This is a genomic window from Clostridioides sp. LIBA-6822, from assembly GCF_056688955.1.
Window position 1 is genome coordinate 2,890,215 of sequence record NZ_CP196995.1, and the last position, 20,701, is coordinate 2,910,915.

Below are 20,701 nucleotides of genomic sequence, written 5' to 3' on the forward strand. Positions count from 1 at the left end.
CTCTAAATCACTCCCTCTGCTGAGATAATCATTGCATCATTAAGTTTTTCAGTTAGTACATTAACTATTCCATCTACATCTGCATCTTTACTTATGTTGTTTGTGTTGTTCATGTCTATTTTAATGTTTACTCCTGTATATCGGTTGATTGTTTCCTGTTCTGCTATATCTCTAAGGTATTTAAGGTCTTCTTGACTTTTATCCATGGTCTTAGCCATCTTTGCAGTATTTCCCGCGGTATCTTTTGCTCCTTTTGCTGCATCGCTCAAAGGTGAGTTTAATCCAGCTGAACCAATTCCATCACCAAGTCCGTATTTTTTATCCCATAAATCATCAAGCCCAAGTTTTTTCTTTGCATCCTCTGCCATTTTGCCAATATCGAATTTATCTTTTATATTAGTTTCTAGCTTATCTCCCCATTTATATCCTGCGTCCCAAGCTTTTCCGTAATTAAGCCTATCATAATGTAAAGATGAAGGGTCAATTCTTTCTACTTTTATCTTAGCTTCTCCTGCCACTTCGTCTGTCCATCCTTGTAACTTATCTGACCATCCACTCACTGCATTTGCTAGATTTGAACCAAATATGGTGTCTATTGCAGAAGCTATACTTTGCAAAATCCCTAAAACAGTATCTGCCATCCCTGAAAATAACCTTATGACAGAACCTAGTGGGTCGTTAAATACATTTGCTAAAAACTCTGCAAAAGTAGCAAATGTATTCCAAATTAAAGCAACTATATCTATAAGCATATTACCTACTGCAATAAATATATTACCTATAAAACTTGCCGCAACTGATATTGCTCCTGCTACTGCACCAACTGCACTTATACTTGTTCCTGCAAAATGGTTGAAAACTGCAATCCCAACGAACAAAGCTACTACTAAAGCGATTATACCTGCAACTATCCAAAAAATTGGACATGCTAACATGGCTTCATTTGCTATCCATTGTCCAGCTGCATATTTTATAAGATATGCATACCCCGCCAATGTTTGAGTATTCAAAAGCATCTGAGCAAACATTACAACGAATTTAGAAGCTGCGACCAATTTTTCCCACAACCACATTCCTGCTAGAGCTATAGAATAAATTGCAATAGCTGCAACAACTCCATAAATTATAGGTGCAATAATATTCCAGTTTTGTGCAAAAACATTAACAACATTTAATGCTTGTGTTATTATCCAACCTAGTGCTTCTGTTATCAAACTAACACCTACAATAATTATATTAGTAAAAGCTTGAAAAAACGGGCTTCCTAATATATTTACAATACCATTGAAAATATTAAAAAATACATTGCCTAAAACATATAATCCATTTATAAAATTATCTATAAAGGTTCGAAAACCTTGACTAGACATAGATTGTTCTATCTTTTTTTGTATAACACCAAAAATCATAATGCAATTATTTTTTATTGATGTCCAAATTTGATTAAATGTATAAGGCATCTTCTCAAACTCTGCATTGGTTTGTTCTGCTGCTGCAAGTAATGAGTTTTTTACAATGTCTGCTGTTAACATTCCTTCACTTGCCATGCTCCTTATTTTTCCTATATCCACGTCTAAATAATCAGCAATCGATTGAATAATGTTAGGTGCTGACTCAAATACTGCATTAAGTTCCTCACCTCTTAGAACACCACTTCCTAATCCTTGTGTTAGTTGTAGCAAGGCTGAATTTGTTTCTTCTGTCGTTGCTCCTGCAATTACGAATTTTTTATTTAATTGTTCAGCAAATGCTACTATCTCTTTTGTGCTGCTAAATGCTTTACCTGCATTCATTCCGACTCTAGTTACTATTTTAGAAGTATCTAAATAAGATGCCCTTGCTCTTTCTGCTGATTGAAATATCATTTTATTAAGTCCACTATCTGATTGTTGACCATCATTTATCATATTAAGTCTAGCATTTGTGCTAGTCATTTGGTCAGATAAATTAACAACACTCCCCAAAGTCCTTAAGCTCATGTACACTCCAACAAGTTTTTTAGCACTTCTAAGTAATTTATCTGTATTACTTGTTCCTTTGCTAATATCATCATTAAGTTTTCTTTGCTGCCCATCTGCTTCTCTTATTTGTCTTTCTAATCTATCAAACCCAGCCTCTGCACGTGCTAATTCTTCCCTAGCGGTTCTTATACTATTGGCATCTACTGCATTACTAGAAGTTCTTTGCAACTGCTCAAATGAGCTAATTACTATATTCATAGCATTAGTCATATGTCTGAATGCAGGTGTCATTCCATCAAATATTTTTATAGAAGTTTGTATTGTAGCCATATTTCAACCTCCTTCCTTATTATTTTAGATATAAGAAAGGAGTAATCAACTAGATTACTCCTTAAATCAATTATTTTATCATTTCTTCTCCATCAAATATAAAAGATTTTACATTTTTACTATCACTTGTAAAAGTTATTTGAAAATCACTTCTAAGCATTGCCCCTAGTGAATTTTGAGAGTCTACATAAGACTGAACTACTATTTTTTCTTTATCTTTAGAAAATGCCCATTCTGTTATATTTGGAAATTTAGCCGTGCTTGGTGACTTTAGAACTGCACTAACACCATTTTCACATTGTAATTGTAATTCTGTTTTTTCATCAATTGTAAGAGTATAATCACTCACTTTAGATACTACTTTGCTATCTTTGTAAAAGTCATTATTCGCCCATCTAACATTGTAAACAGAGCTATCCTTGTTTATATATAGTATTATATTTTTAGAGCCACTAAATTCAATTCTATAACCTTTTTCCCCATCAAAATGTGCATTATCCAATCCGTCATCATGCTTTATACTATCAAAATCTTCTATTCCACATTCTTTAAGTATATTAGCTATATTTTTAATTTTCTTTGGCTCTGTATCTATAACTTTAGAAATTTTTTGTTCATCTTTAGACATTTTAATCTCATCAGTTTTTTCTTCTTTCACTTTTTTAGTTTGACCTTCATTTTCATTAGCTACTGGTTCAGCATTTTGAAGTTCTCCTTTGAATAAACTGCTATATATCTCTATATCTGCTATTATAACGACTATAAAAAAATATGCTACAAATAATCCTCCTACAATCTTTAATATCTTCTTTTTTTTAAATCCTCCTATTAATAAGTTTATACTTGCCTCTCCTAAAAAAATGGCTATTGTAACTGGAAATAAAATAAAAGCTAGTATTCCAAAGAATATTTTCTTGCCTTTGCTAAAAGATTTAAATTTACTCCACATAATATAATATCCCCCTAAATTATATTCTTTAGCAATATTATACTATATCAGTAAAATTTTTACATTATAGATTATCTTCTTCTACCTCTCTTTGCATCTTTGTCAGCTTTTTTAGCTTCTTCTTTTTCTTCTTCTACTTTGATATCTATAGATGCAGCAACAAATGCTTTTTCATCAACTGGCAAATCCATATATTCATGCGGTTTCCACTTAAACTTGTGAAGGCAATAATGAGCTACGTTAGAATCATAATCGCCTTCTTCAATTAGTTTTTTGCTTCTTCTACCTTATCCTCAAATGAATTGTCAAAACCATTTATATCTAGTACCTCTTGCACATATTCTGTATATTCGCCTGGTGTAAGCATTGCTTTAAGCAGTTGATTTGCTCCCATAACTCTATAACTATCTTGTAACATTGAGTCATTCAAATCAGGAAAAACTGTACAAGCTATACTTAGTTCTTCGTAATATTTATTATAGTCAGTTATAGTGTTGTATTGTCCTGTGTGTTTTCCTTTTTTATTTAAAATGGGTTCTCTCTTCGGACAATTTTTTCTTATTATATTATCTTCTTCTGAAGATAATGCTCTTATTTCCCATTCTATTGGTTTCCCATCTTCATCTATAAATCTATTGCTTGCTACATACTTTCTATTCTCTACTTTTATTGCATTTTGACTTAAAAAAGCGTTTAAATCTCCCATATTATTCTACCTCCATAACTAAATATTTTGTTTGTTTTTCTATTGTTGCAACACCAGCTTCATTTATTTCAAATTTTATTATTATTGGCTTTAATGACGAACCATCAATTGTATCTGTTGCTAACTTATCTGAAATATCTATAAGATATTTTCCTGCCTTTTTATACATCTCGCTGACACGTTCTTCCGAAGGTCTTTTCTTACTATAATCAAAATAAATTGAATCTTTTATCTCATATTTATCTTTAATTTTAACCATCTCCTATTCTTATAAATAAAAAATACACATCTATAATTTATAAATGTGTATTTTATTCCATTCCTATTAACATTTTAAACTTCTCAACTAATTCCCAATCCTCGCATGTAAAGTCCATATCTTCTTCTAAATATTCTCCATCAGCATCAAACTTAGTAATTATGCCTGAATCCATATTACAGTCTTTTAAAATTACTGTCTGTCTCCCTACTGAACTTGTTGGGTCTTCATTAGTAACTTGTATATCAAAGTAAATGTCTTCTCCAGTTTCTTTATACCTATAGAGAAGCTCTCTAAATATAGAAGTATTAAAATGAAATGTTGCACTCCCTGTAATTTTACTACCTGTTGTTTTATTACCCTTTGTAGTTTTCCCTAGAATTGGCACTTCACTTTTTGTTTTTTCCATCTTAGCTTCTAAATTAATAGCTTGCATAAAATTGTATCTTTTACCCTCTATTGTTACAAAACATTCTGCTAAAGATGCACTTATTGTATCTTTAACATTCATAGGTGCGTTTTTAGGCATCTATTTATCACACTCCTCTCTTAACTAACTGAAACAGTCATATAAAGCTTACTCATAGCATTAATAACCTTAACCGCATCACTTACTATAACTGTTTTTTTATCATTTCCAAGTTCTACGGATACATCATCAGTTTTAAAATCTTCTATTGCCCTTATATTCTCTAATTCCTTGTGATGTTTTACTACATCATTCCAAAAACTTATTCTTCCTGCTGCATCATTCGGAACTTTACCCAAGTACTTTGTATTAAATAAAGTTGCAATATCATTAGCAATTTGGTCAAGCACTCTAACGCTTTGATTACTTGAAAAATCATCATTCTTATCATCTGTAAAACTAACAAAAGTATTTATATCCTCTAGCACATGAACTTCATCACCAACCTTGTGGAATATAAACTTACCTGTTTTTAGAGCTTCTTCGAGTTGTATTTGTGTATAATTAACATCAATATCAAACTCACCATCGTATCGCTTATTTGTATTAGATTTATTTATGTCGCATCCAGCTATAGCTCCAGTAGTCCAATAAATTAAACTAGACTCTAATAGTCCAGCATCTTTTATTTTATTTTCTACAGATACCACACCTTCGTAATCTGAATCACTTTTCTTATATAATACAGTTTGAAACTTAGCTCCTACCTTATCTCTCATTCTTTTTGTAAACTCTACAAATAGACTCTTAATCTCTGTTGTAGTAGCCAAACACCCTAAAGCATTAAAGCTATAGCTTTCTATTTTATCCAAGAAATCTTGATATTCTGTCCCTGTAACTGTTTCTCCATTAGTCCCATTACTAAATACCAAACCTGCACTTGCTTCTAGTGTCGAATCCTTTTTCCAACTAACATAGTCATTGTCCTCTAAATCCGTAATCACTTTAGCTATTTGTGTATCTACTTTCTTATTATCTAAAAGTGTTACAACATCAAATTTAGTGTTGTCATCAATGTTTGTTGTAACTACTATCTTCAAATCATTACCTCTTATTCCACTACACTTCGCTGTAGCAATAGTGCAACTAGCTTTAACTCCCTTATTTAATTTATAGAAATATCCTAGTCTTATATTTTTAAATAAGTCTCTGAGTCCTTTCAGCTTCTCATGAGTGTAATCATATCCAAAGAACTTAGTTGAATACTTCTCAAAATCATCACTAGTTACTATAACTACTTCTTCATCAATACCCCAATCAAACTCTAAAGGCATCGCAATAATACCTCTATTGCTAAGAGAACTAGTTGCTCTCTTAGCTGAGATAAAGTTTATATAAGCTCCTGGTAATACTTTATTCTGTGTGACAAATGTTCCTCCACCTAAAGCCAAATTAACTCACTCCTTTCATAAAATTATTTATTATTTCCTCTACCTCTGAGAAGGAATATAACTCATTTTCTCTTAAAATTGCATTTAATAAGTCTTTTCTATTTACATACTTCTTAGAATTAACTATCTGTTCTTTAGTAAATTTATAATTATCTTCTTTACTTAATGTTTTACTCAAACTTATCACCTCTTTTTAGACCACCGAATAGCTCTACTGTGTCCATCTTATCTGTATTATTACTTTTTATAGTGAAGTAGTTATAATCAACAAAGAAATGGAGTACATTATCTACGACTTCGAAGTTCATATTTGTTCCTCTCACTAAATCTCCATCAATTTCTATATACTCTAATTCCTCTAGTAACATTTCTGCTATCTCATTTATTTCAAATGATTTGTCATTACTTTTTGGAAAATAATGTACATCAAATGAGTTCTTTTTTAATGTCCTGCCACTTGGATATGGTATCTTGCTTGGATTTAAAGGAACAATAAAAAAACAAGGTTCATTTATCCCTTGTTCTACATCCTCACTGTAAATTGTATAACTTTCTCCAAACGATTTGTCTAATTTTACGGATATTCCATCTATAATATTATTAAGCATCAAACACTCCTTTCAACAAAATTAATAACTTTTTCTCTATAATCTTATCAACTTGACTTTGTAGTTCCATCTCTGAAATAGTTAAGAAATGTTGTCCTTTAACCCATCCCTTGCCATCTTTAGTTCTATGCCCGAAATTTACATAACTTGCATATTCAGTTGGATTAACAACTTCTATAATATAATTATTACCTTGTTTGTAAACAGGAAGCGACCTAGCGTAAGCTACTCCGCTCCAGCCTTCTCTTAAAAATCCTGTATCAACTGGTGTTCTTCTAATTACTTTTCCAAGTAATCGTGCTGCTAATTCTCTTGCTGCATCCTTACAAAACTTATCTAAATCAATCTTTGTAAATTTCTCCATCCTTTTACAAGCTCTTTTAAACTCTCTAAAATCAACACTACCCCATCTAGCCATTAAGCTTTATCCTTAAATAATTCAAGTATTATTTCTTGATGGTTTGGATATATCGCAGATTCTCCACTTCTTACATACTCTTTTGTGACATTATTTTGATTAGTTATAATAAGTTTTGAACCTGCCTTAATATTTATATTTGGAGATATAAAGAGTTTAATAGTTTGTGTAAGCTTAGCTACTTTTCCCTGTTCTGTAGAAGTAATATTCTTATATGAAAGCTTACAAGGTTGATTTTCTAATACAACTACTTCTTTATTGTTAGTTCGTTTTGTAATAGGGTCTTTGGCTGGTTGATATTCTACTATAGTACATTTATCTCTATACATCATTTCTATTGCTTTTCTAGTCTTATCCATCGTTATTTCCACCTAATTTTTCTGTATCTGTTTAATTGTGCTTTATAATCTTTGAGTAAAGATTCTTTAAATTCACTAGCTGAACTTCTATATGAAACAGATGTATCGCCCTCACTTATAGAAGAAATAGAGCCTAATGCAATATCTTCATTTCCTAGACTCTCATTTTTATACATATCCATAGCCATTCTTAAAACTGTATTATTCAACTCTTTAGGAATGATAGATATATTACAATAATTTTTGACCATTTCCTCTACATCTTCTAATACAAACTCTAATATAATATCTTTTGAATCATCTTCCCTGCTAAACCCTAAAAGCTTTTTTAGTCTTTCAATTTCCATATTAACACCTCTAATTTATTGTACCCATAAACACTTGGTCGGCATAAGGAAAGCTCGGTAAAACTGTTGCAACTGCTTTTATCCACTTAGCGACTGGGTCAGCAGTAGAGTATTGTTCTACAATTATATTTCCGATTGAACTAATATCTATAGATGGATTCTTTCTTAATTCTAATTCTTCTGCTGTTAGTCCAAAAAAAGTGTCTCCCATTTTGCCATCAGGCATAAGTATAAATTTATTTTCATCTAAGAATCTTTTTGTTGTATACTTACCATCCTTGCCTTGTACTCTATATCTTTCATCATAAGTAAAAATAGGTGGAAGAGATTGAGAAACTAAAAATGTATTTAATTCATTTAAAGTAAGTAGTTTATCACTATTTATACCAAATATAGCCTTTCTTAGTTTTTCATCCCTTAATATCACATTTAGGATAGTTTTAGAAGTTAATGACCTTGTTGGAGTAAATCCAGTATCAACAACTATTTTATCAGTCATATTATAAATATCTCCTAATATATCTGGTGTTCCACTAGACCAAGTTTTTGTTTCTTTATGATTTGTTGGAGTTCCATATTTTAAAGCAGCTTTAACTCCATTTTCATTTATATTCAATTCTCCAGTCGATAGTACTTCCATTCTCATTGCTTCTACTCTAGTATTTACACTTGATACAAGGTTATCAACATCATTAAATATTTGATTTATCATCTGAGTTTCTTCTTGAGAATTTCTTGGTTGTTCAAGTACAATTATATCTTTTTCATCTAGCTTTATTTTTCTTTTTACAAGTGCAAGTTCAGCTATACTTAAATTAGCACCTTCTCTTGATGCAATTTCTGCTTCTGTATCAAACGCATGAACACTTGCTGATACTGGAAGGTTAGATGCACCTTTTATCATTTTTATTTCAAGCCCTTCTATCTTTTGAGTTGGAAACAATAAATCTCCCATTGTTTCTTTCAGTTTTCTAGTCTTTGTATAGTTTATCAGCTCTTGAACTGATAATAATTCCTCTACTCTTGCCATATTTCATCCTCCTACATAAATTTAATATTTGGTAATTTTGTCTTTATAGTTTCTATAGCTTCTTTTACATACTCACCTTGTAATCTTTCAGTTATTACATAACCTTCTACCATTGATGCAACTGGTTGTGGTCCATAAGTAACATCTACAGTTGCAAATACAATCCCTACAGGGTCTTCTGATAATGTGTATGTATAGCTACCCGAAGAACCTGCTCTAGTTATCTTTACTACCTTTCCACTTTCACCTAATAAGCTTCCTGCTAATACATACTTTCTGCCATTTTCATCAGCCACTACATCTGTATCTAATACTGTATTTGTAAAGTTAATATAGTGTTGAGAAGCTAGAAATTCGGGTGTGTTATTAAAATTTACCTCTTTAAAATACATACTTTATCCTCCTTTTTATTTTATACTCCATGCGTCAGCATATGGATTTTTTGAACCTTCCTCATTTTTTTCTTTTGCAATATTTTCAGCCCTGCTTAATGTATTTTTATTGCCATTATCGGGATTGTAATTTATCTTAGTTTCTCCTGTTTTTATTAAGAAAGACTTTTGAGTTGCCCAACTATCAGTCTGTTCCTTTAGCCCCGTAAAAGTACCATTTTCATATTTTATCCTTTCTAAATCAAGTTCTGCTTTTGCTGCTTTAGTACTATGAACATTAAGCTTAATAAGTTCATTTTCTAACGCCATGTCAAACTCTCTTTGCTCTTTTTCTTTTAATTTTTTTTGATATTCTTCATCTTTTGCAGTTAATTTAGTCTCATAACCTTTTTTAAGTTCTTCAATCTGCTCTTTTGTCATTCCATCCTTAAAACCTTCAATTGCTTCTTTAGATGCTTTTAATTCTTCTTTTACTTTTTCATACTCAATCTTATTAATATAATTTTCTAATTCTTTTATCGATTCAACTTCTACTTTCTTTGCATCTTCTTCACTAAGACCTAGTGCAATTAGTTCACCTTTTTTCATTTTATTTAATTCTCCTTTCATTTTTACATAATAAAAAGCCCTATCTAGGACTTACTAAAACCAATATTATTATTCTCATTACAATTATTTATTGATATAGCTTCTATTTGTGATAAATCTATTATTGTTGTTCCATCTTCATCTAAATATCCTTTCAAGTTCCTACAATCTGAGTCAGCTCCCATAAAATCTTTCATTAGCTTATCAGCAACATATTCGTCTGTTATTCCAGATATACAATTTCCACTCTTAAACCAAATTACATACTCTTTCAATAATGCAATCCTCCTTTTGTTTTTTACCTAATAAAAACCTTTAAACAAATTATTCATAAATAATATAGCTTATTAGTGAAGCCATAAGGTATATTGCTTTTCCTATCAAATACCCACTTATAACTCCTACTAAGCCATAAACTAATCTAACACATGTAAAAGTATTATTATCTACCATGTTAGCTATACCTAAAACATGAGCCATAATTATGTTGATACCTGTAAAAACACCTAATGCTATACCAATAACTGTAATAATAAATGCTATAATATTTCTAACGCTTATTTTACTTGGCTTTTTAATATATTTCTTTTTAAACATATTTCCATCCCCCAAAACTTATTCAATACCTTCTCTTAGGTGTTTCACTAACTGTTTTACAATCTTATCTACATCAACTTTACAAGCATATTTATTCATTTTTTCTGTTAGTTTATCAATTTTATCATCTGCTTTTTCTAAGGTTTCTATAAAAAACTCTAATTCCTTTGTGGCATTTTTAATATTTTCTTGAAAGTTTGTTGAATCTAAAGTCATCTCTGTTGATAATTTATTTTTCCCTCTATATCCAACTTTCTCATAAGTCATTTCAAACATATCTGCTTTACAAGGATATATTTCTCCTTTTACACCTTGTATAACATAATCCCCTATGTTAACTTGATATATCAGCCCTTCAAGAGTTCTTATGAACAATTTAGTATGTGCCTTATCAATAGAGTGTTCAACCCAAGCATTGCCACGTTCAATCTCTTTTCGTATCCATACTGTTGGTTCTACATCTATATCAAATCTAAAAGCTTCCACTTCAATTGCTTTCTTTACAAATCTAGCCATTTATTCATCCTCCTTAAATCCTACAATTTCAAGTTTCATTTCTGGACATATTAACCTTACCTCTTTTGATACCATCTCACTTGGATATTTAAAAACTTTATCAGAAATCTTTGTTTTTTCATCATCTAAATCCTCATAATACTTTTCAAATTCCCCACATGCACAAGAATAGATTTTACCTTCACTATCTTTTATAATAAAATCTCCATTAGTTGCTCTAATAACTCCATTTTTATACTTTATACAAATAGTTTTCTTTACTTCACCTTTGCGATTCATAGAGTTTAAAGATTCATCAAGCCATATAGTTCCTTTTTCAAAAGCTTGATAAAACCATTTAGGAGTGTTTGTACTTCCTAATATCCATTTGAAGGCTTCTACTTCCTCGGACTTCCTTTTAAATTTAGCCATTTTATTTATCATCCTCCAAACTTTTAATTATATCCTTATTTGTTGCAAATAAAGAAACTGCTATAAATATTAAACCAAGAATAAAGTTTAACAATGGAAACAAAGCTATAAAAATAAGTTTATAGTTTCTCCAAGCCTTATATTTCTTTAAAGTTTCGATTACTTCTTTAATATTTCCAAGTCTTAACATATACAAATAAAACCCTGTGAAAAACACAATTATTGATAAAATATATAATTTAAACATTTCAAATCACCCTCTCAACTAAATTTTTACATAATAAAAGCACCTACTAATTAATCATTTAGCAAGTGCTTTTATTCTTTATTATTAATTTTTCTTTCAATTATCTTTCTTCTAATTTCTTGAGCTTCTTTTACTTCTTCTTCTGTTAAACTTCTTTCTCCAACTACCTTACCTTGTGGTATTTCTGCCCATCTTGGTGCTGAAAATAATTTTTCATTATCCTTTTTCATATTACACCTCTTTCATTGTTATATAATATTTCCCATCATATTCAAAATTATCAGTAGTTATAAACTTGCTATTTCTTTTAAATAAAATTTCTGCTTCTTGAGGATTATATTTTCTTATATCTTTACCATTTGCACTTATAATATTTAATTCAACTTGACCACTTGGATTATATTCACCCTTACTGGATGTAGAGATATATTCATTATAGATTATTTCTTTACCTACTTGATGTTTATCTAAAAAAGCTATTTTATCACTATCATTAAAGAAATATAAAGACCTATTTACCTCTCCTTTATAGTTAGACATCTTATCTAATGCACTATCTAAGTCATTTATAAACCTTTTGTCCTCATTTGTCAATGTAAGACCATTTCTAAGCTTCTCATTAATTTTATAAGAATCACTACTTATATATTTATTAATTGCAAGTTGTTCATTATCTGGTAACTTAATGTTTTTATTAATGTATTTCTCATACCATTCTTGATATTTCATACTTGATGGCACATAATAAGTTTTACCATTTTCATCTCTTGCTACTCTATAACCTTCTTCACCCTCGAACCAAGGAGATGTTGTAGTCCTACAATGACAATGAAACGGTGGAGCTATTATTCCAACTTTATAATCTTTCATATCAAATACTTTACCATCTAGTTCTCTACAAATATTTGATGTTTTTAAATCTAATGTGGCAACTATCTCATATTTCTCTACATTTAAATCATTGAAACAATCTTTCCTAGAAGCTGATGCAAAGAAAGCTGATTCAGTCATTATTAAATTCTTAGCTTGGGATTTGGATACATTAAATCTTTTAGCAAAGTCATTTACTAAACTTTTTGGATTTTCTCCTTTTATAATTGATTGAGTAAGTTTAGTATGTAGCTCATTAATTAGAGCAGGTCTATGTTTACCCCAAATTCTTTCTGAGAAATTTAACCCATCACTCGTCCATGGCTTAGATATTACTTTATTTATTCTGTTAGTATCAAGACTCATTAAGCTCCAACCAACACCAATACCTTGTTGAATATTAAAAACTGTGTGATAATATCCACTTGTATAAATATCTCTCATTAGTTTATCAATACTATCAAGTTCATTTCCATAAAGAACTTCTACTTGTTGTTGTATTTGTAACTTTAAAGCTTCAAGCCTCGTTATATGAACCCTTGCACTAGCATTTTCTAACTCTTTCATCCACTTTTGATTAATAGCATTTTCTTTGCCATATTTAATATATTCCTCAACACTCCACTTAAACTCTTCCAACTCTCTTGTGTTAAGTAGCTTCTTAGCTTCTAACAAAGAAATACCTTCATTTTCAGCAAATCTGTTATACCATGATAATATATCTTTTTCTATACTATTCATAGCTAATTTGTATTGCTTTTCCAATTCAAGATAATATTTTACACTTTTATTATTCTGAGCTTCTTCTAATTGTTCAAATCTCTTCCTCCAATAATCTTTATGTTTCATCTATGACACCATCTTGATTAGGAATTAGATTATCATATTCTTGTTGGCTATCTTCTTTTTCTTTCTTAATCTGTTTTTCTTCTTCCTCCGCATTATCTACAAGTGGATGATTTTTTAAATTAGTCTTTTCTGATACTATTCCAACACTCTTAGAGCATATCTCTGCTAACTCCAAGTCATTTTGAATCATATTTCTAGTCCAAGTCTGTAAAACCCTTTTAGGAGAATATCCTAAATATCTACATATCATTCTAACCAGTTTAGCGAACCCTAGTCTAAACTCAGTTTCCATTAAACCTGCTTTTAATTCCAATAAAGTGTATAGAAATTTAAGTGCTACACCACTTGTATTCGCAAAATTTTCGGGTTTAGGGTCAACTCCTTGACCTTGTACATATATTTGCTTTTCAGTTGTTTTAAGAAGCGAATCTCGAGCTTCTATTGGAATATTTATTGTAATTGTACTTAGTCCACTCTTATCATCTGCACCACTACTTTGTAAATCAATAGTTTTATATTCTTTAAGTCCTTTTAAGAACTCTGTTAAGTCTGCACCTCCATAATTTGTAAGAACAAAAATAACTTCTTGTATATCTTCAATATCATTCACAAAACCGCTATAAACCTTGTCGTATACATCAATGAGGTGTTTAACATTATCTAAGTCTCTTACCTCTAAATCATTGTTTGGAAATTCAATAAACGGAACTTCTCCAAAGTTATGTTTGTACACATTAGTTTGAGTTTCAAGTTTATTATCTAAGTTTTTCTCTATAAATTTATTAAGTATCTCTAATCCATTAATGTCACTCTTCCCATTTTTATTTCCGTAAGTATAACAACATTCATCTGTCCAATACTCATAGATTGCATATTCTTTTCCTTCGGCATCAGTCTTTTCATACTCTCTAAGTACTGCGAGAAGCTTTCCATTTAAATCTGATGAATATACTGCTCTTATTTGGCGGGGGTCTATATTAGTATATTGAAAGTCGTTATTATCATCCTCCCAAACATGTAGCCATGCTTTAGAGCATATACTAGCATTTTTCCCAAGTGTCTTGGCTTCTTTTGGGTATCTATCACCTAAAATATCGGTTATCTTTGAATTTATACTATCATCTCCAACGTCAAATGTAGGAGGATAAGTGAACAGATATGATATTTTTTGATTAACTAAAAAACCAAACCAATTAAATGGTATTCTATTGTCTGCATTTCGTAATGGATTATTGGTTGTATTTACTTTGCCAACATTATTAGGGCTTCTATCTCTTATAATATCATTTTCATTTTTATAGTATTTTTCAGCTTCATCAGCCTTTTTAACAAAGTTATTATGTTTACTATTAGTTTGTTCAATTAACTTTTTTATTACATCTAGTTCCAATTTATCACCTTCTTCCACTTGGTGTAAGCACTTTAATTCCTGTACCTAATGAATCTGTATAAATAGCATATCTAAGTGCGTCTAATACATCATCCCATTGTTTAATTGGCTCACCTGTATTTTTGTTCCAAGCATACATAAAAATTTCTTTTCTAAATAAATTAACATTCTCATAAACTATAAATAAAGTATTAGTTTTAAACCTTTTTGCAACTGCTTCAATACCCGACAATCTCGCTTTGTTAGCATTAAAAGCTTTTATCCCATTTCTTTTAAATGCTGCCAAATGTTCGGGTCTAGCACTGTCACAATAAAACTTTATATTTCCATATTTCTCTTTTATACTCTTAGCTTTATCTGTCCAATAATCAATTTCTTTGTGTTGAGCTGAATGTTCTTCTAATAAGTATAAGTTGCCTTTATCATCCTCACCAATTACAACAATAGCTCCAAAATGTTCATAGCCCCAGTCAACACCTGCAAAGTATCTTACAAAGTTAATATCATTCAATTTATCTTTAGATATATAATGTATATCTTTATTGAAATCTTGATAAACAAGCCCATCTGCTGAAACCCATAAGCCATTTATGTCCCTATCATAAAAAACACCGCTAGGAGTAGTTTTTTTAATATTTTCTCTATATCTTTCACTCAAAAATATATTATCATCTAATGTGTAATGGAAAGATTGAATAGCTTTCCCATCTGTCTTGTCTACAAAATCAGTTTTCAACCAATGCTCGGGTTGGTCGGGGTTAGTATCTACAAGTATTCTAGCACCCTCGCCACTGCATCTTGACTTTATTTCATTGAAAACCACTTCATTTGCAACTGTACCTTCGTTTATGTATGCACCAAACGAAGTCATACCTCTTATTCTTCCCAAGTCATTCGTTTTTGAGTGTCCAAAACAACATACTTGAACTCCAAAAAGTACAAATCTATTATGTTTATCAAACTTAAATTCAATATCATACTTATTTGTAAGTTCATTCAGTACATTTCTTTGTAAAGCTCCTAAATCTGCACCTGCTAGAATGTATTGAGGAAGCTTAATGTCTAGTTTATTAGCTATCTTTCTGACCCTTCTAAGTTCAAGCAAGAATAAATCATTGTCAATTATTGTTTTACCAGTCCTCTTAGCTCCATAATTTATTAACATGAAATAGTCATTATTTAAAGCAAAATCAAGAACTTCAAGTTGCTTTTTATGATATAATTTATCAATCATTTTTTATCACACTCTCAAGCTTATCAAAGTATCTGTCGAGTTTATCTTCTCTATTTTCTTGGCTATTTATTTTACTTAGAAGTTCAATACATCTAGTTTTTTTAGATTGTATTTTAGTTAATTCAGATTCAAGTTTTTGTATTACCTCAAATACGCTTATAGTTCTACTAGTTGTTTCTATCTGTTTTTGCTCATTATCTTTTACAAGATTACCTTGTATTGTTAAATTTCTTATTGTTCCACTTTCTAAAACTAATCCTTTTGGTTTATTTTTATAATTCTCTATAGATTTTAGCAATCGTCGTTCTCTTACTGTAAACAACATTAATTGTTCTTTTAAAAGTTGTTCCTCTCTATCGAATTCCATTTCTTGTAACATTTCTTTTTCTTCTTCGCTTAAAGTATCCCAGTAAACACCTTCATAAAGACCATGCTTTAATCTATTTTTATTTCCTTTTGGAGCACCACTGCCAACAGCATTTTTATTGCCAATTTGCCCCCCTCTTTTCTTTGTAGTACTACATTCACCTTTTCGTAGTACTACATTCCATTTATCTCTGCATTTCCAATTACTTATTGTTTTTTCATTTTCTTTTAATATTTCTGATATTTCTCTGTTTGTTATATTTCCATTGCGTTCTATATATAAATTAAGTGCTTTATCCCTGTTGGGGCTTCTAGCTTTTGCCACACCACCACCTCATTATTTCTATATTCGTTTGAATCTTATTTTTTATTATGAAGCTTGTTTATCCACTTTTATTTCTTTATTTCTAGTTAATAAATAGAAGAATGGAGTATCTGCTAAAGCTAAGAAGAACTTAACTACATACTGACTTATAATCATTACTAGTAGATTTGGAACAGTACCCCAAAACCCGATTGTAATAAATATAGCCGTATCTATTAGTTGGCTTAACATAGTACTAGCATTGTTTCTTAACCACTTATGTTTTCCATTAAATCGCTCTTTTAGCTTATGAAATATAAATACATCATTACTTTGAGCTAATATATAAGCTATTAAACTAGCTAATACAAACCTCGCATTTTGTCCTAATACTATTTTTAAGTTACTACTATACTCTGTTGCAAAACTTGCACTTGGAAGGGCTATTGCTATTGTAATTAATAAAAGACTAAATAACTGCATTAAAATACCTGCTTTGACTGTTCTGTTAGCTTCTTCTTTGCCCCATATTTCTCCAATTATGTCAGTACATAGAAATGTCAATGGATATGCCACTACTGCGGCAGGAACTATAAGCCCAAATACATCAATCACCTTTCCTGCAACAATATTAGAAACCACTAAGCTTGTTACAAATACACAATTTAATAATGTTAAATTTCTTTCTGTCTTTTTCAATATCTCACTCCATTCATAAATTTTTGGTATTTAACCCACTCACACATGCTATGAGCTACTAATTTTTTCAAATCAGTTTTCTTATTACCTTCTTTTTCTAACCTTCTTATATGTATATCTCCATTTTTAAAAGTGTAAAGTTGTTGACCAATTGATGCCCCTATTGTCCACGAACTGCTATCAACACTATAAAACTTAAATGATTTTAATATCTTTGTCTTAGTAAAGCCTAGTCCATGCACTTTTACACCTTTTTGATAAGCATACTCAACCATTTTTTGTATTAAAGGATACTCTTGTTTTTTTATATCATTTATTGCAAATCCTCCAACTGCAATATATTTATATGTTGCACATAACTTTTTCCAGTATTCTACTCCCCGACTTTTATGCCAAACAGGTATACATTGTCTGCCTACTTCACTTTCTATTTTTTTAGTCCATTTTTCTACTTGCTCTAAGCCAAATATCACATCTACATCTACTTCAAAGAAATATTTTATATTATAGTCTTTAATGAACTTTATATATCTATCAATATAGTTTTCCATTCCTTCTTTTGAGATTTCTGTGCCATTCATAAAAGAAAAAGCTCCACTATCGAGTAAGAAATTCTCATTTCCTACTATTTGCAAAGCTTCTAGACATGCTTTCTCTTTATTAAAAAAAGTCTCAAGTATATAAAGTGGTTTACATTTCTCTATTGTTTCTAATCTTAATTCTTTATTCATTCCACTTTTTGTTGCAGCAAGAAAAATCCTCATTATACTTCAAACTCCTCATTACAATGTGGACATTTCACTATTTTAGCTTTTTTCTCTTTTTCCTCTAATTCTTCATCTAATATAAAATCTAAATCTGTTACTCCTAAATCTTCAAATGTTAGTACATTAAATCCAAAATTACTCATATCAATATTTTCTATTTCAGCTAATTCTTTTGTCATTTTGTCAAACTCCCACTCTGAGAACTCTCCAACTTTATTATCAGCTAGTCTGTATCCTTTTATCTGTTCTTCTGCTAAATTACTTAAAACTATGCAAGGTACTTGTTTTAGACCAAGTATTTTAGAAGCCTCATACCTTGTGTGACCTGTTACAATTACATAATCTTTATCAACTGTAATTGGATTATTAAAACCAAATTCTTTGATTGAATTAACTACTTTTTCAACTGCATACTCATTGTTTCGAGGATTATTTGCATAAGGTTTTATATCTTCTAAATTAAGATAAACAACTTCTCTTTTGTTCATTTTAAGACCTCCTTTTTAAAATTTAAATATAATAAAAGAGTCACCTACAAAGATGACTCTTTAAACTAAACACTCATATTTTTCTTTAAACTCTTTTATAGCTTCATTCCAAGCTTCTTGCTCTGTTATTCCTTTTTCTATAGCAATTTTCTGTGCTATATCTCTAATTAACTCAGCACCTTCTAATATCCCCATAATTATCTCACATCCTCTTTTTTATATAAAATACAACAATTAAATCCATTTTCCTTCTTAAAAAAATAAAAGACTAAGTTTGTGTAAGCTTAGTCTTTTTAAAGGGGGATACATATTCTTTAAGGGAGCAAGTTCTAGGAATCGAACCTAGATTAAACACCAGCACCTGCATGGTGAGTGAGGTTACCAAGCCCCACCCGATTTTTAGACCTCTGAATTAAGATACAAAATTGTATAAAATTTCATTCTCAATTTCTTTGCTTTTTAGTGTATCCGTTAGATTAATATTTGAACATAGTTAGAATTGAACTAACAGCATCCTCATGCCCTGCCTAGTCTGTTCATAGTGACTAGGGCAATCCCTTAACCCTAGCCAATTTAGTTTTGAGAGGGAAATATTTCATTTCCACAATATTATTATCTCATGTTTTTAGCAATAAAAAGTCTCACGATAGTCTCCAAAAAGTCTCAAAATAGTCTCATTTTTAAGCTTTCCATGAAAAAATGGGCAATTCAAACTCTTTTATTTTCGGATATAACATATCCATGATTTTGCAAACTATCCTTTTCCTAATCCTAAAACAATGACTTCTATCTATGTGCATAGCATTAGACATATAATCCATGTTAATTTTCTCATTGTTCATGTACATTTCATTGAAAAACTCTGTTTCAAAGCTATTTAGACTTGTTAATGCACATTCTATAGTTTCTTTTTCAATCTCTAGTGTTTTCTTATCTTCTTTTAATCTATTTAAATCCTCTTCTCTTTTAATAACTTCATTTTCCACGCTTGAACTTATATTATAGGTAGGTGATGTTTTTTCTTCATAACCAAGAGCCTTACATCCACAAAACTCGTTTTCTAACTTTTTAATATATATATCTTTTATTCTTATTTGACTTTCTAATTTTTTATAGTTATATAATCTTCCCTCAACTTCTTGGAATAGTGTCTTTTTATTCATACTTTCACACTCCTATCAATTATTTATGTTATAATAATCTTGGATAAAAGCTTTATATCTTTGACAAGTGGAGTGTGAAAGCACTCCTTTTTCTTTTTTGATTGAAGGTTTTCCCCTTTAAAGAGTAAAAGTCCATTCATTCTTTAACTTACTATTGATAATTGATTATTTAATAATCTTATTTCTTCTTCAAGAACTGTAGGTAACTTATAATTATCTACTATTTCCAGTACTTTTTCTAACTGACAACGCTTTATAGCCTTATAACTATCTACCCCAAACTCTCGTTTAATTTGATGATATATATCACTGTAAACTTTACCTCTTAGAGACTTATTTTTATAAGCCCTACTACCATGTCCTCCAAGTGATTTTGTTGCTACTCTCTTAACTTCTTTAACAATACTCTCACACTCAATATTGAATAATGGTGCATCATCCATAAAGTTTTCTAACTTCTCATTAACACTCTCTATTTTAGTCTCTAAGACTTCTTGTTTCTTATCTAGCATAAATATAGCTTGTAACTCCTTTGATGCACTTAAAAGAGGATTATTTAATTCTTTTCTCATAGAGAAGTATCCATCAACTATTTTCTCGTATTGTTCCCAAGCCTTATCATCTTCTAATATCTTTAGTAGTTTTGAATAACCTCTTTCAGACAACAAGTAAATGTTATTTGCATTTGCATAAGATTGATTAGAGTAACCCATTTCTAAACTCAGTGATTTTAAATCACTCACTTTTAAATCTAATATATCTATCATATCTTTAAATCTTTTTCTATTATTATTTATATTTTTATTTATCTCCTTCAGTTCTCTATTATGTATCTCAGCTATATCCTTTACTAGCATTGCTTTCTTGCCTTTTCCAAACCCACCCTCAATATCATGAAATTTCATTCCCTCAACTTCTAAAGTTCCAAGTACTGTTATTTCTTTATTTATGTTTTCATTCATAGTCTATCTCTCCTTTATCATTTGATATATT

General features: G+C 30.2%; 30 protein-coding genes. All 30 read right to left on the reverse strand.

Annotated features, from left to right (window positions below; translation table 11 throughout):
- Nucleotides 1-2: 2 nt before the first annotated feature.
- Nucleotides 3-2,291 carry a tape measure protein gene (locus ACTG48_RS13965; RefSeq protein ID WP_479917148.1) on the reverse strand — a complete coding sequence of 763 codons (2,289 nt, stop codon included), beginning with the start codon at nucleotides 2,289-2,291 and terminating at the stop codon, nucleotides 3-5.
- Between the two features lie 70 nt (nucleotides 2,292-2,361).
- A complete protein-coding gene (locus ACTG48_RS13970; protein ID WP_479917149.1) occupies nucleotides 2,362-3,240 on the reverse strand; it encodes a hypothetical protein in 879 nt (292 codons plus the stop codon).
- Nucleotides 3,241-3,505: 265 nt separating this feature from the next.
- A complete protein-coding gene (locus ACTG48_RS13975) occupies nucleotides 3,506-3,946 on the reverse strand; it encodes a phage tail assembly chaperone (RefSeq protein WP_243194252.1) in 441 nt (146 codons plus the stop codon).
- Nucleotide 3,947: 1 nt separating this feature from the next.
- Entirely contained in the window at nucleotides 3,948-4,205 is a 258-nt protein-coding gene (locus tag ACTG48_RS13980; protein WP_479917150.1) for a hypothetical protein, read from the reverse strand.
- Nucleotides 4,206-4,257: 52 nt separating this feature from the next.
- Nucleotides 4,258-4,734, reverse strand: a complete 477-nt coding sequence (locus tag ACTG48_RS13985) for a phage tail tube protein (protein WP_243194254.1) — start codon at nucleotides 4,732-4,734, stop codon at nucleotides 4,258-4,260.
- Nucleotides 4,735-4,754: 20 nt separating this feature from the next.
- Nucleotides 4,755-6,065, reverse strand: a complete 1,311-nt coding sequence (locus tag ACTG48_RS13990; protein WP_479917151.1) for a phage tail sheath family protein — start codon at nucleotides 6,063-6,065, stop codon at nucleotides 4,755-4,757.
- Between the two features lies 1 nt (nucleotide 6,066).
- Nucleotides 6,067-6,252 carry a hypothetical protein gene (locus ACTG48_RS13995; RefSeq protein WP_479917152.1) on the reverse strand — a complete coding sequence of 62 codons (186 nt, stop codon included), beginning with the start codon at nucleotides 6,250-6,252 and terminating at the stop codon, nucleotides 6,067-6,069.
- Nucleotides 6,236-6,673 carry a phage tail terminator family protein gene (locus tag ACTG48_RS14000; protein ID WP_479917153.1) on the reverse strand — a complete coding sequence of 146 codons (438 nt, stop codon included), beginning with the start codon at nucleotides 6,671-6,673 and terminating at the stop codon, nucleotides 6,236-6,238. Before ACTG48_RS14000 ends, ACTG48_RS13995 begins: the two co-directional genes overlap by 17 nt.
- Entirely contained in the window at nucleotides 6,666-7,091 is a 426-nt protein-coding gene (locus tag ACTG48_RS14005; RefSeq protein WP_194655000.1) for an HK97 gp10 family phage protein, read from the reverse strand. Before ACTG48_RS14005 ends, ACTG48_RS14000 begins: the two co-directional genes overlap by 8 nt.
- A complete protein-coding gene (locus tag ACTG48_RS14010; protein ID WP_479917154.1) occupies nucleotides 7,091-7,450 on the reverse strand; it encodes a hypothetical protein in 360 nt (119 codons plus the stop codon). The genes ACTG48_RS14005 and ACTG48_RS14010 overlap by 1 nt, the downstream gene beginning before the upstream one ends.
- 2 nt (nucleotides 7,451-7,452) lie before the next feature.
- Entirely contained in the window at nucleotides 7,453-7,797 is a 345-nt protein-coding gene (locus ACTG48_RS14015) for a phage head-tail connector protein (RefSeq protein ID WP_479917155.1), read from the reverse strand.
- Nucleotides 7,798-7,807: 10 nt separating this feature from the next.
- Nucleotides 7,808-8,827 (reverse strand): major capsid protein, encoded by a 1,020-nt coding sequence (locus ACTG48_RS14020; protein WP_479917156.1) that lies wholly within the window; start codon nucleotides 8,825-8,827, stop codon nucleotides 7,808-7,810.
- A gap of 11 nt (nucleotides 8,828-8,838) precedes the next feature.
- Complete coding sequence (locus ACTG48_RS14025; RefSeq protein WP_479917157.1) at nucleotides 8,839-9,219, reverse strand: hypothetical protein; 381 nt, start codon at nucleotides 9,217-9,219, stop codon at nucleotides 8,839-8,841.
- Nucleotides 9,220-9,234: 15 nt separating this feature from the next.
- The gene (locus tag ACTG48_RS14030) at nucleotides 9,235-9,807 is read right to left on the reverse strand and encodes a phage scaffolding protein (protein WP_479917158.1); all 573 of its coding nucleotides are present in this window, start codon (nucleotides 9,805-9,807) and stop codon (nucleotides 9,235-9,237) included.
- A 44-nt stretch (nucleotides 9,808-9,851) separates the two neighbouring features.
- Nucleotides 9,852-10,082, reverse strand: a complete 231-nt coding sequence (locus ACTG48_RS14035) for a hypothetical protein (protein WP_479917159.1) — start codon at nucleotides 10,080-10,082, stop codon at nucleotides 9,852-9,854.
- Between the two features lie 49 nt (nucleotides 10,083-10,131).
- A complete protein-coding gene (locus ACTG48_RS14040) occupies nucleotides 10,132-10,404 on the reverse strand; it encodes a hypothetical protein (protein ID WP_479917160.1) in 273 nt (90 codons plus the stop codon).
- 18 nt (nucleotides 10,405-10,422) lie between these two features.
- On the reverse strand, nucleotides 10,423-10,920 hold the full coding sequence (locus tag ACTG48_RS14045) for a hypothetical protein (protein ID WP_479917161.1): 498 nt from the start codon (nucleotides 10,918-10,920) through the stop codon (nucleotides 10,423-10,425).
- Nucleotides 10,921-11,331: a hypothetical protein gene (locus ACTG48_RS14050; protein WP_479917162.1), complete on the reverse strand. Its 411-nt coding sequence runs from the start codon at nucleotides 11,329-11,331 to the stop codon at nucleotides 10,921-10,923.
- A gap of 1 nt (nucleotide 11,332) precedes the next feature.
- Nucleotides 11,333-11,578 carry a hypothetical protein gene (locus ACTG48_RS14055; protein WP_479917163.1) on the reverse strand — a complete coding sequence of 82 codons (246 nt, stop codon included), beginning with the start codon at nucleotides 11,576-11,578 and terminating at the stop codon, nucleotides 11,333-11,335.
- A 71-nt stretch (nucleotides 11,579-11,649) separates the two neighbouring features.
- Nucleotides 11,650-11,808 carry a hypothetical protein gene (locus ACTG48_RS14060; protein ID WP_021385615.1) on the reverse strand — a complete coding sequence of 53 codons (159 nt, stop codon included), beginning with the start codon at nucleotides 11,806-11,808 and terminating at the stop codon, nucleotides 11,650-11,652.
- A 1-nt stretch (nucleotide 11,809) separates the two neighbouring features.
- Nucleotides 11,810-13,297, reverse strand: coding sequence for a minor capsid protein (locus tag ACTG48_RS14065; RefSeq protein ID WP_479917164.1), 1,488 nt, complete (start codon nucleotides 13,295-13,297; stop codon nucleotides 11,810-11,812).
- Nucleotides 13,287-14,705 (reverse strand): phage portal protein, encoded by a 1,419-nt coding sequence (locus tag ACTG48_RS14070; RefSeq protein ID WP_479917165.1) that lies wholly within the window; start codon nucleotides 14,703-14,705, stop codon nucleotides 13,287-13,289. Before ACTG48_RS14070 ends, ACTG48_RS14065 begins: the two co-directional genes overlap by 11 nt.
- The gene (locus ACTG48_RS14075) at nucleotides 14,692-15,921 is read right to left on the reverse strand and encodes a PBSX family phage terminase large subunit (protein ID WP_479917166.1); all 1,230 of its coding nucleotides are present in this window, start codon (nucleotides 15,919-15,921) and stop codon (nucleotides 14,692-14,694) included. The genes ACTG48_RS14070 and ACTG48_RS14075 overlap by 14 nt, the downstream gene beginning before the upstream one ends.
- Nucleotides 15,914-16,612 carry a phage terminase small subunit gene (gene terS / locus ACTG48_RS14080; protein WP_479917167.1) on the reverse strand — a complete coding sequence of 233 codons (699 nt, stop codon included), beginning with the start codon at nucleotides 16,610-16,612 and terminating at the stop codon, nucleotides 15,914-15,916. The genes ACTG48_RS14075 and terS overlap by 8 nt, the downstream gene beginning before the upstream one ends.
- Nucleotides 16,613-16,657: 45 nt before the next feature.
- Nucleotides 16,658-17,290: a queuosine precursor transporter gene (locus ACTG48_RS14085; RefSeq protein WP_479917168.1), complete on the reverse strand. Its 633-nt coding sequence runs from the start codon at nucleotides 17,288-17,290 to the stop codon at nucleotides 16,658-16,660.
- On the reverse strand, nucleotides 17,287-18,054 hold the full coding sequence (locus tag ACTG48_RS14090; protein ID WP_479917169.1) for a hypothetical protein: 768 nt from the start codon (nucleotides 18,052-18,054) through the stop codon (nucleotides 17,287-17,289). The genes ACTG48_RS14085 and ACTG48_RS14090 overlap by 4 nt, the downstream gene beginning before the upstream one ends.
- Entirely contained in the window at nucleotides 18,054-18,545 is a 492-nt protein-coding gene (locus tag ACTG48_RS14095) for a ParB N-terminal domain-containing protein (protein WP_479917170.1), read from the reverse strand. Before ACTG48_RS14095 ends, ACTG48_RS14090 begins: the two co-directional genes overlap by 1 nt.
- A 60-nt stretch (nucleotides 18,546-18,605) precedes the next feature.
- Complete coding sequence (locus ACTG48_RS14100; protein ID WP_074178760.1) at nucleotides 18,606-18,740, reverse strand: hypothetical protein; 135 nt, start codon at nucleotides 18,738-18,740, stop codon at nucleotides 18,606-18,608.
- 485 nt (nucleotides 18,741-19,225) lie between these two features.
- Nucleotides 19,226-19,708 (reverse strand): hypothetical protein, encoded by a 483-nt coding sequence (locus ACTG48_RS14105; protein WP_479917171.1) that lies wholly within the window; start codon nucleotides 19,706-19,708, stop codon nucleotides 19,226-19,228.
- A 143-nt stretch (nucleotides 19,709-19,851) separates the two neighbouring features.
- Entirely contained in the window at nucleotides 19,852-20,670 is an 819-nt protein-coding gene (locus ACTG48_RS14110; RefSeq protein ID WP_479917172.1) for an ORF6C domain-containing protein, read from the reverse strand.
- Nucleotides 20,671-20,701 lie beyond the last annotated feature (31 nt).

Excerpts from the sequence above, each read along its gene's own strand:
- ACTG48_RS14075 (WP_479917166.1), bottom strand. The coding sequence starts at position 15,921 with ATGATTGATAAATTATATCATAAAAAGCAACTTGAAGTTCTTGATTTT.
- ACTG48_RS14100 (WP_074178760.1), bottom strand. The coding sequence starts at position 18,740 with ATGGGGATATTAGAAGGTGCTGAGTTAATTAGAGATATAGCACAGAAA.
- ACTG48_RS14050 (WP_479917162.1), bottom strand. The coding sequence starts at position 11,331 with ATGGCTAAATTTAAAAGGAAGTCCGAGGAAGTAGAAGCCTTCAAATGG.
- ACTG48_RS13980 (WP_479917150.1), bottom strand. The coding sequence starts at position 4,205 with ATGGTTAAAATTAAAGATAAATATGAGATAAAAGATTCAATTTATTTT.
- ACTG48_RS13985 (WP_243194254.1), bottom strand. The coding sequence starts at position 4,734 with ATGCCTAAAAACGCACCTATGAATGTTAAAGATACAATAAGTGCATCT.
- ACTG48_RS13970 (WP_479917149.1), bottom strand. The coding sequence starts at position 3,240 with ATGTGGAGTAAATTTAAATCTTTTAGCAAAGGCAAGAAAATATTCTTT.
- ACTG48_RS14015 (WP_479917155.1), bottom strand. The coding sequence starts at position 7,797 with ATGGAAATTGAAAGACTAAAAAAGCTTTTAGGGTTTAGCAGGGAAGAT.
- ACTG48_RS14060 (WP_021385615.1), bottom strand. The coding sequence starts at position 11,808 with ATGAAAAAGGATAATGAAAAATTATTTTCAGCACCAAGATGGGCAGAA.
- ACTG48_RS14095 (WP_479917170.1), bottom strand. The coding sequence starts at position 18,545 with ATGAACAAAAGAGAAGTTGTTTATCTTAATTTAGAAGATATAAAACCT.
- ACTG48_RS14040 (WP_479917160.1), bottom strand. The coding sequence starts at position 10,404 with ATGTTTAAAAAGAAATATATTAAAAAGCCAAGTAAAATAAGCGTTAGA.
- ACTG48_RS14005 (WP_194655000.1), bottom strand. The coding sequence starts at position 7,091 with ATGGCTAGATGGGGTAGTGTTGATTTTAGAGAGTTTAAAAGAGCTTGT.
- ACTG48_RS14025 (WP_479917157.1), bottom strand. The coding sequence starts at position 9,219 with ATGTATTTTAAAGAGGTAAATTTTAATAACACACCCGAATTTCTAGCT.
- ACTG48_RS14110 (WP_479917172.1), bottom strand. The coding sequence starts at position 20,670 with ATGAATGAAAACATAAATAAAGAAATAACAGTACTTGGAACTTTAGAA.
- ACTG48_RS14020 (WP_479917156.1), bottom strand. The coding sequence starts at position 8,827 with ATGGCAAGAGTAGAGGAATTATTATCAGTTCAAGAGCTGATAAACTAT.
- ACTG48_RS14055 (WP_479917163.1), bottom strand. The coding sequence starts at position 11,578 with ATGTTTAAATTATATATTTTATCAATAATTGTGTTTTTCACAGGGTTT.
- ACTG48_RS14105 (WP_479917171.1), bottom strand. The coding sequence starts at position 19,708 with ATGAATAAAAAGACACTATTCCAAGAAGTTGAGGGAAGATTATATAAC.
- ACTG48_RS14030 (WP_479917158.1), bottom strand. The coding sequence starts at position 9,807 with ATGAAAAAAGGTGAACTAATTGCACTAGGTCTTAGTGAAGAAGATGCA.
- ACTG48_RS13965 (WP_479917148.1), bottom strand. The coding sequence starts at position 2,291 with ATGGCTACAATACAAACTTCTATAAAAATATTTGATGGAATGACACCT.
- ACTG48_RS13975 (WP_243194252.1), bottom strand. The coding sequence starts at position 3,946 with ATGGGAGATTTAAACGCTTTTTTAAGTCAAAATGCAATAAAAGTAGAG.
- ACTG48_RS14000 (WP_479917153.1), bottom strand. The coding sequence starts at position 6,673 with ATGCTTAATAATATTATAGATGGAATATCCGTAAAATTAGACAAATCG.
- ACTG48_RS14010 (WP_479917154.1), bottom strand. The coding sequence starts at position 7,450 with ATGGATAAGACTAGAAAAGCAATAGAAATGATGTATAGAGATAAATGT.
- ACTG48_RS14045 (WP_479917161.1), bottom strand. The coding sequence starts at position 10,920 with ATGGCTAGATTTGTAAAGAAAGCAATTGAAGTGGAAGCTTTTAGATTT.
- ACTG48_RS14065 (WP_479917164.1), bottom strand. The coding sequence starts at position 13,297 with ATGAAACATAAAGATTATTGGAGGAAGAGATTTGAACAATTAGAAGAA.
- ACTG48_RS14090 (WP_479917169.1), bottom strand. The coding sequence starts at position 18,054 with ATGAGGATTTTTCTTGCTGCAACAAAAAGTGGAATGAATAAAGAATTA.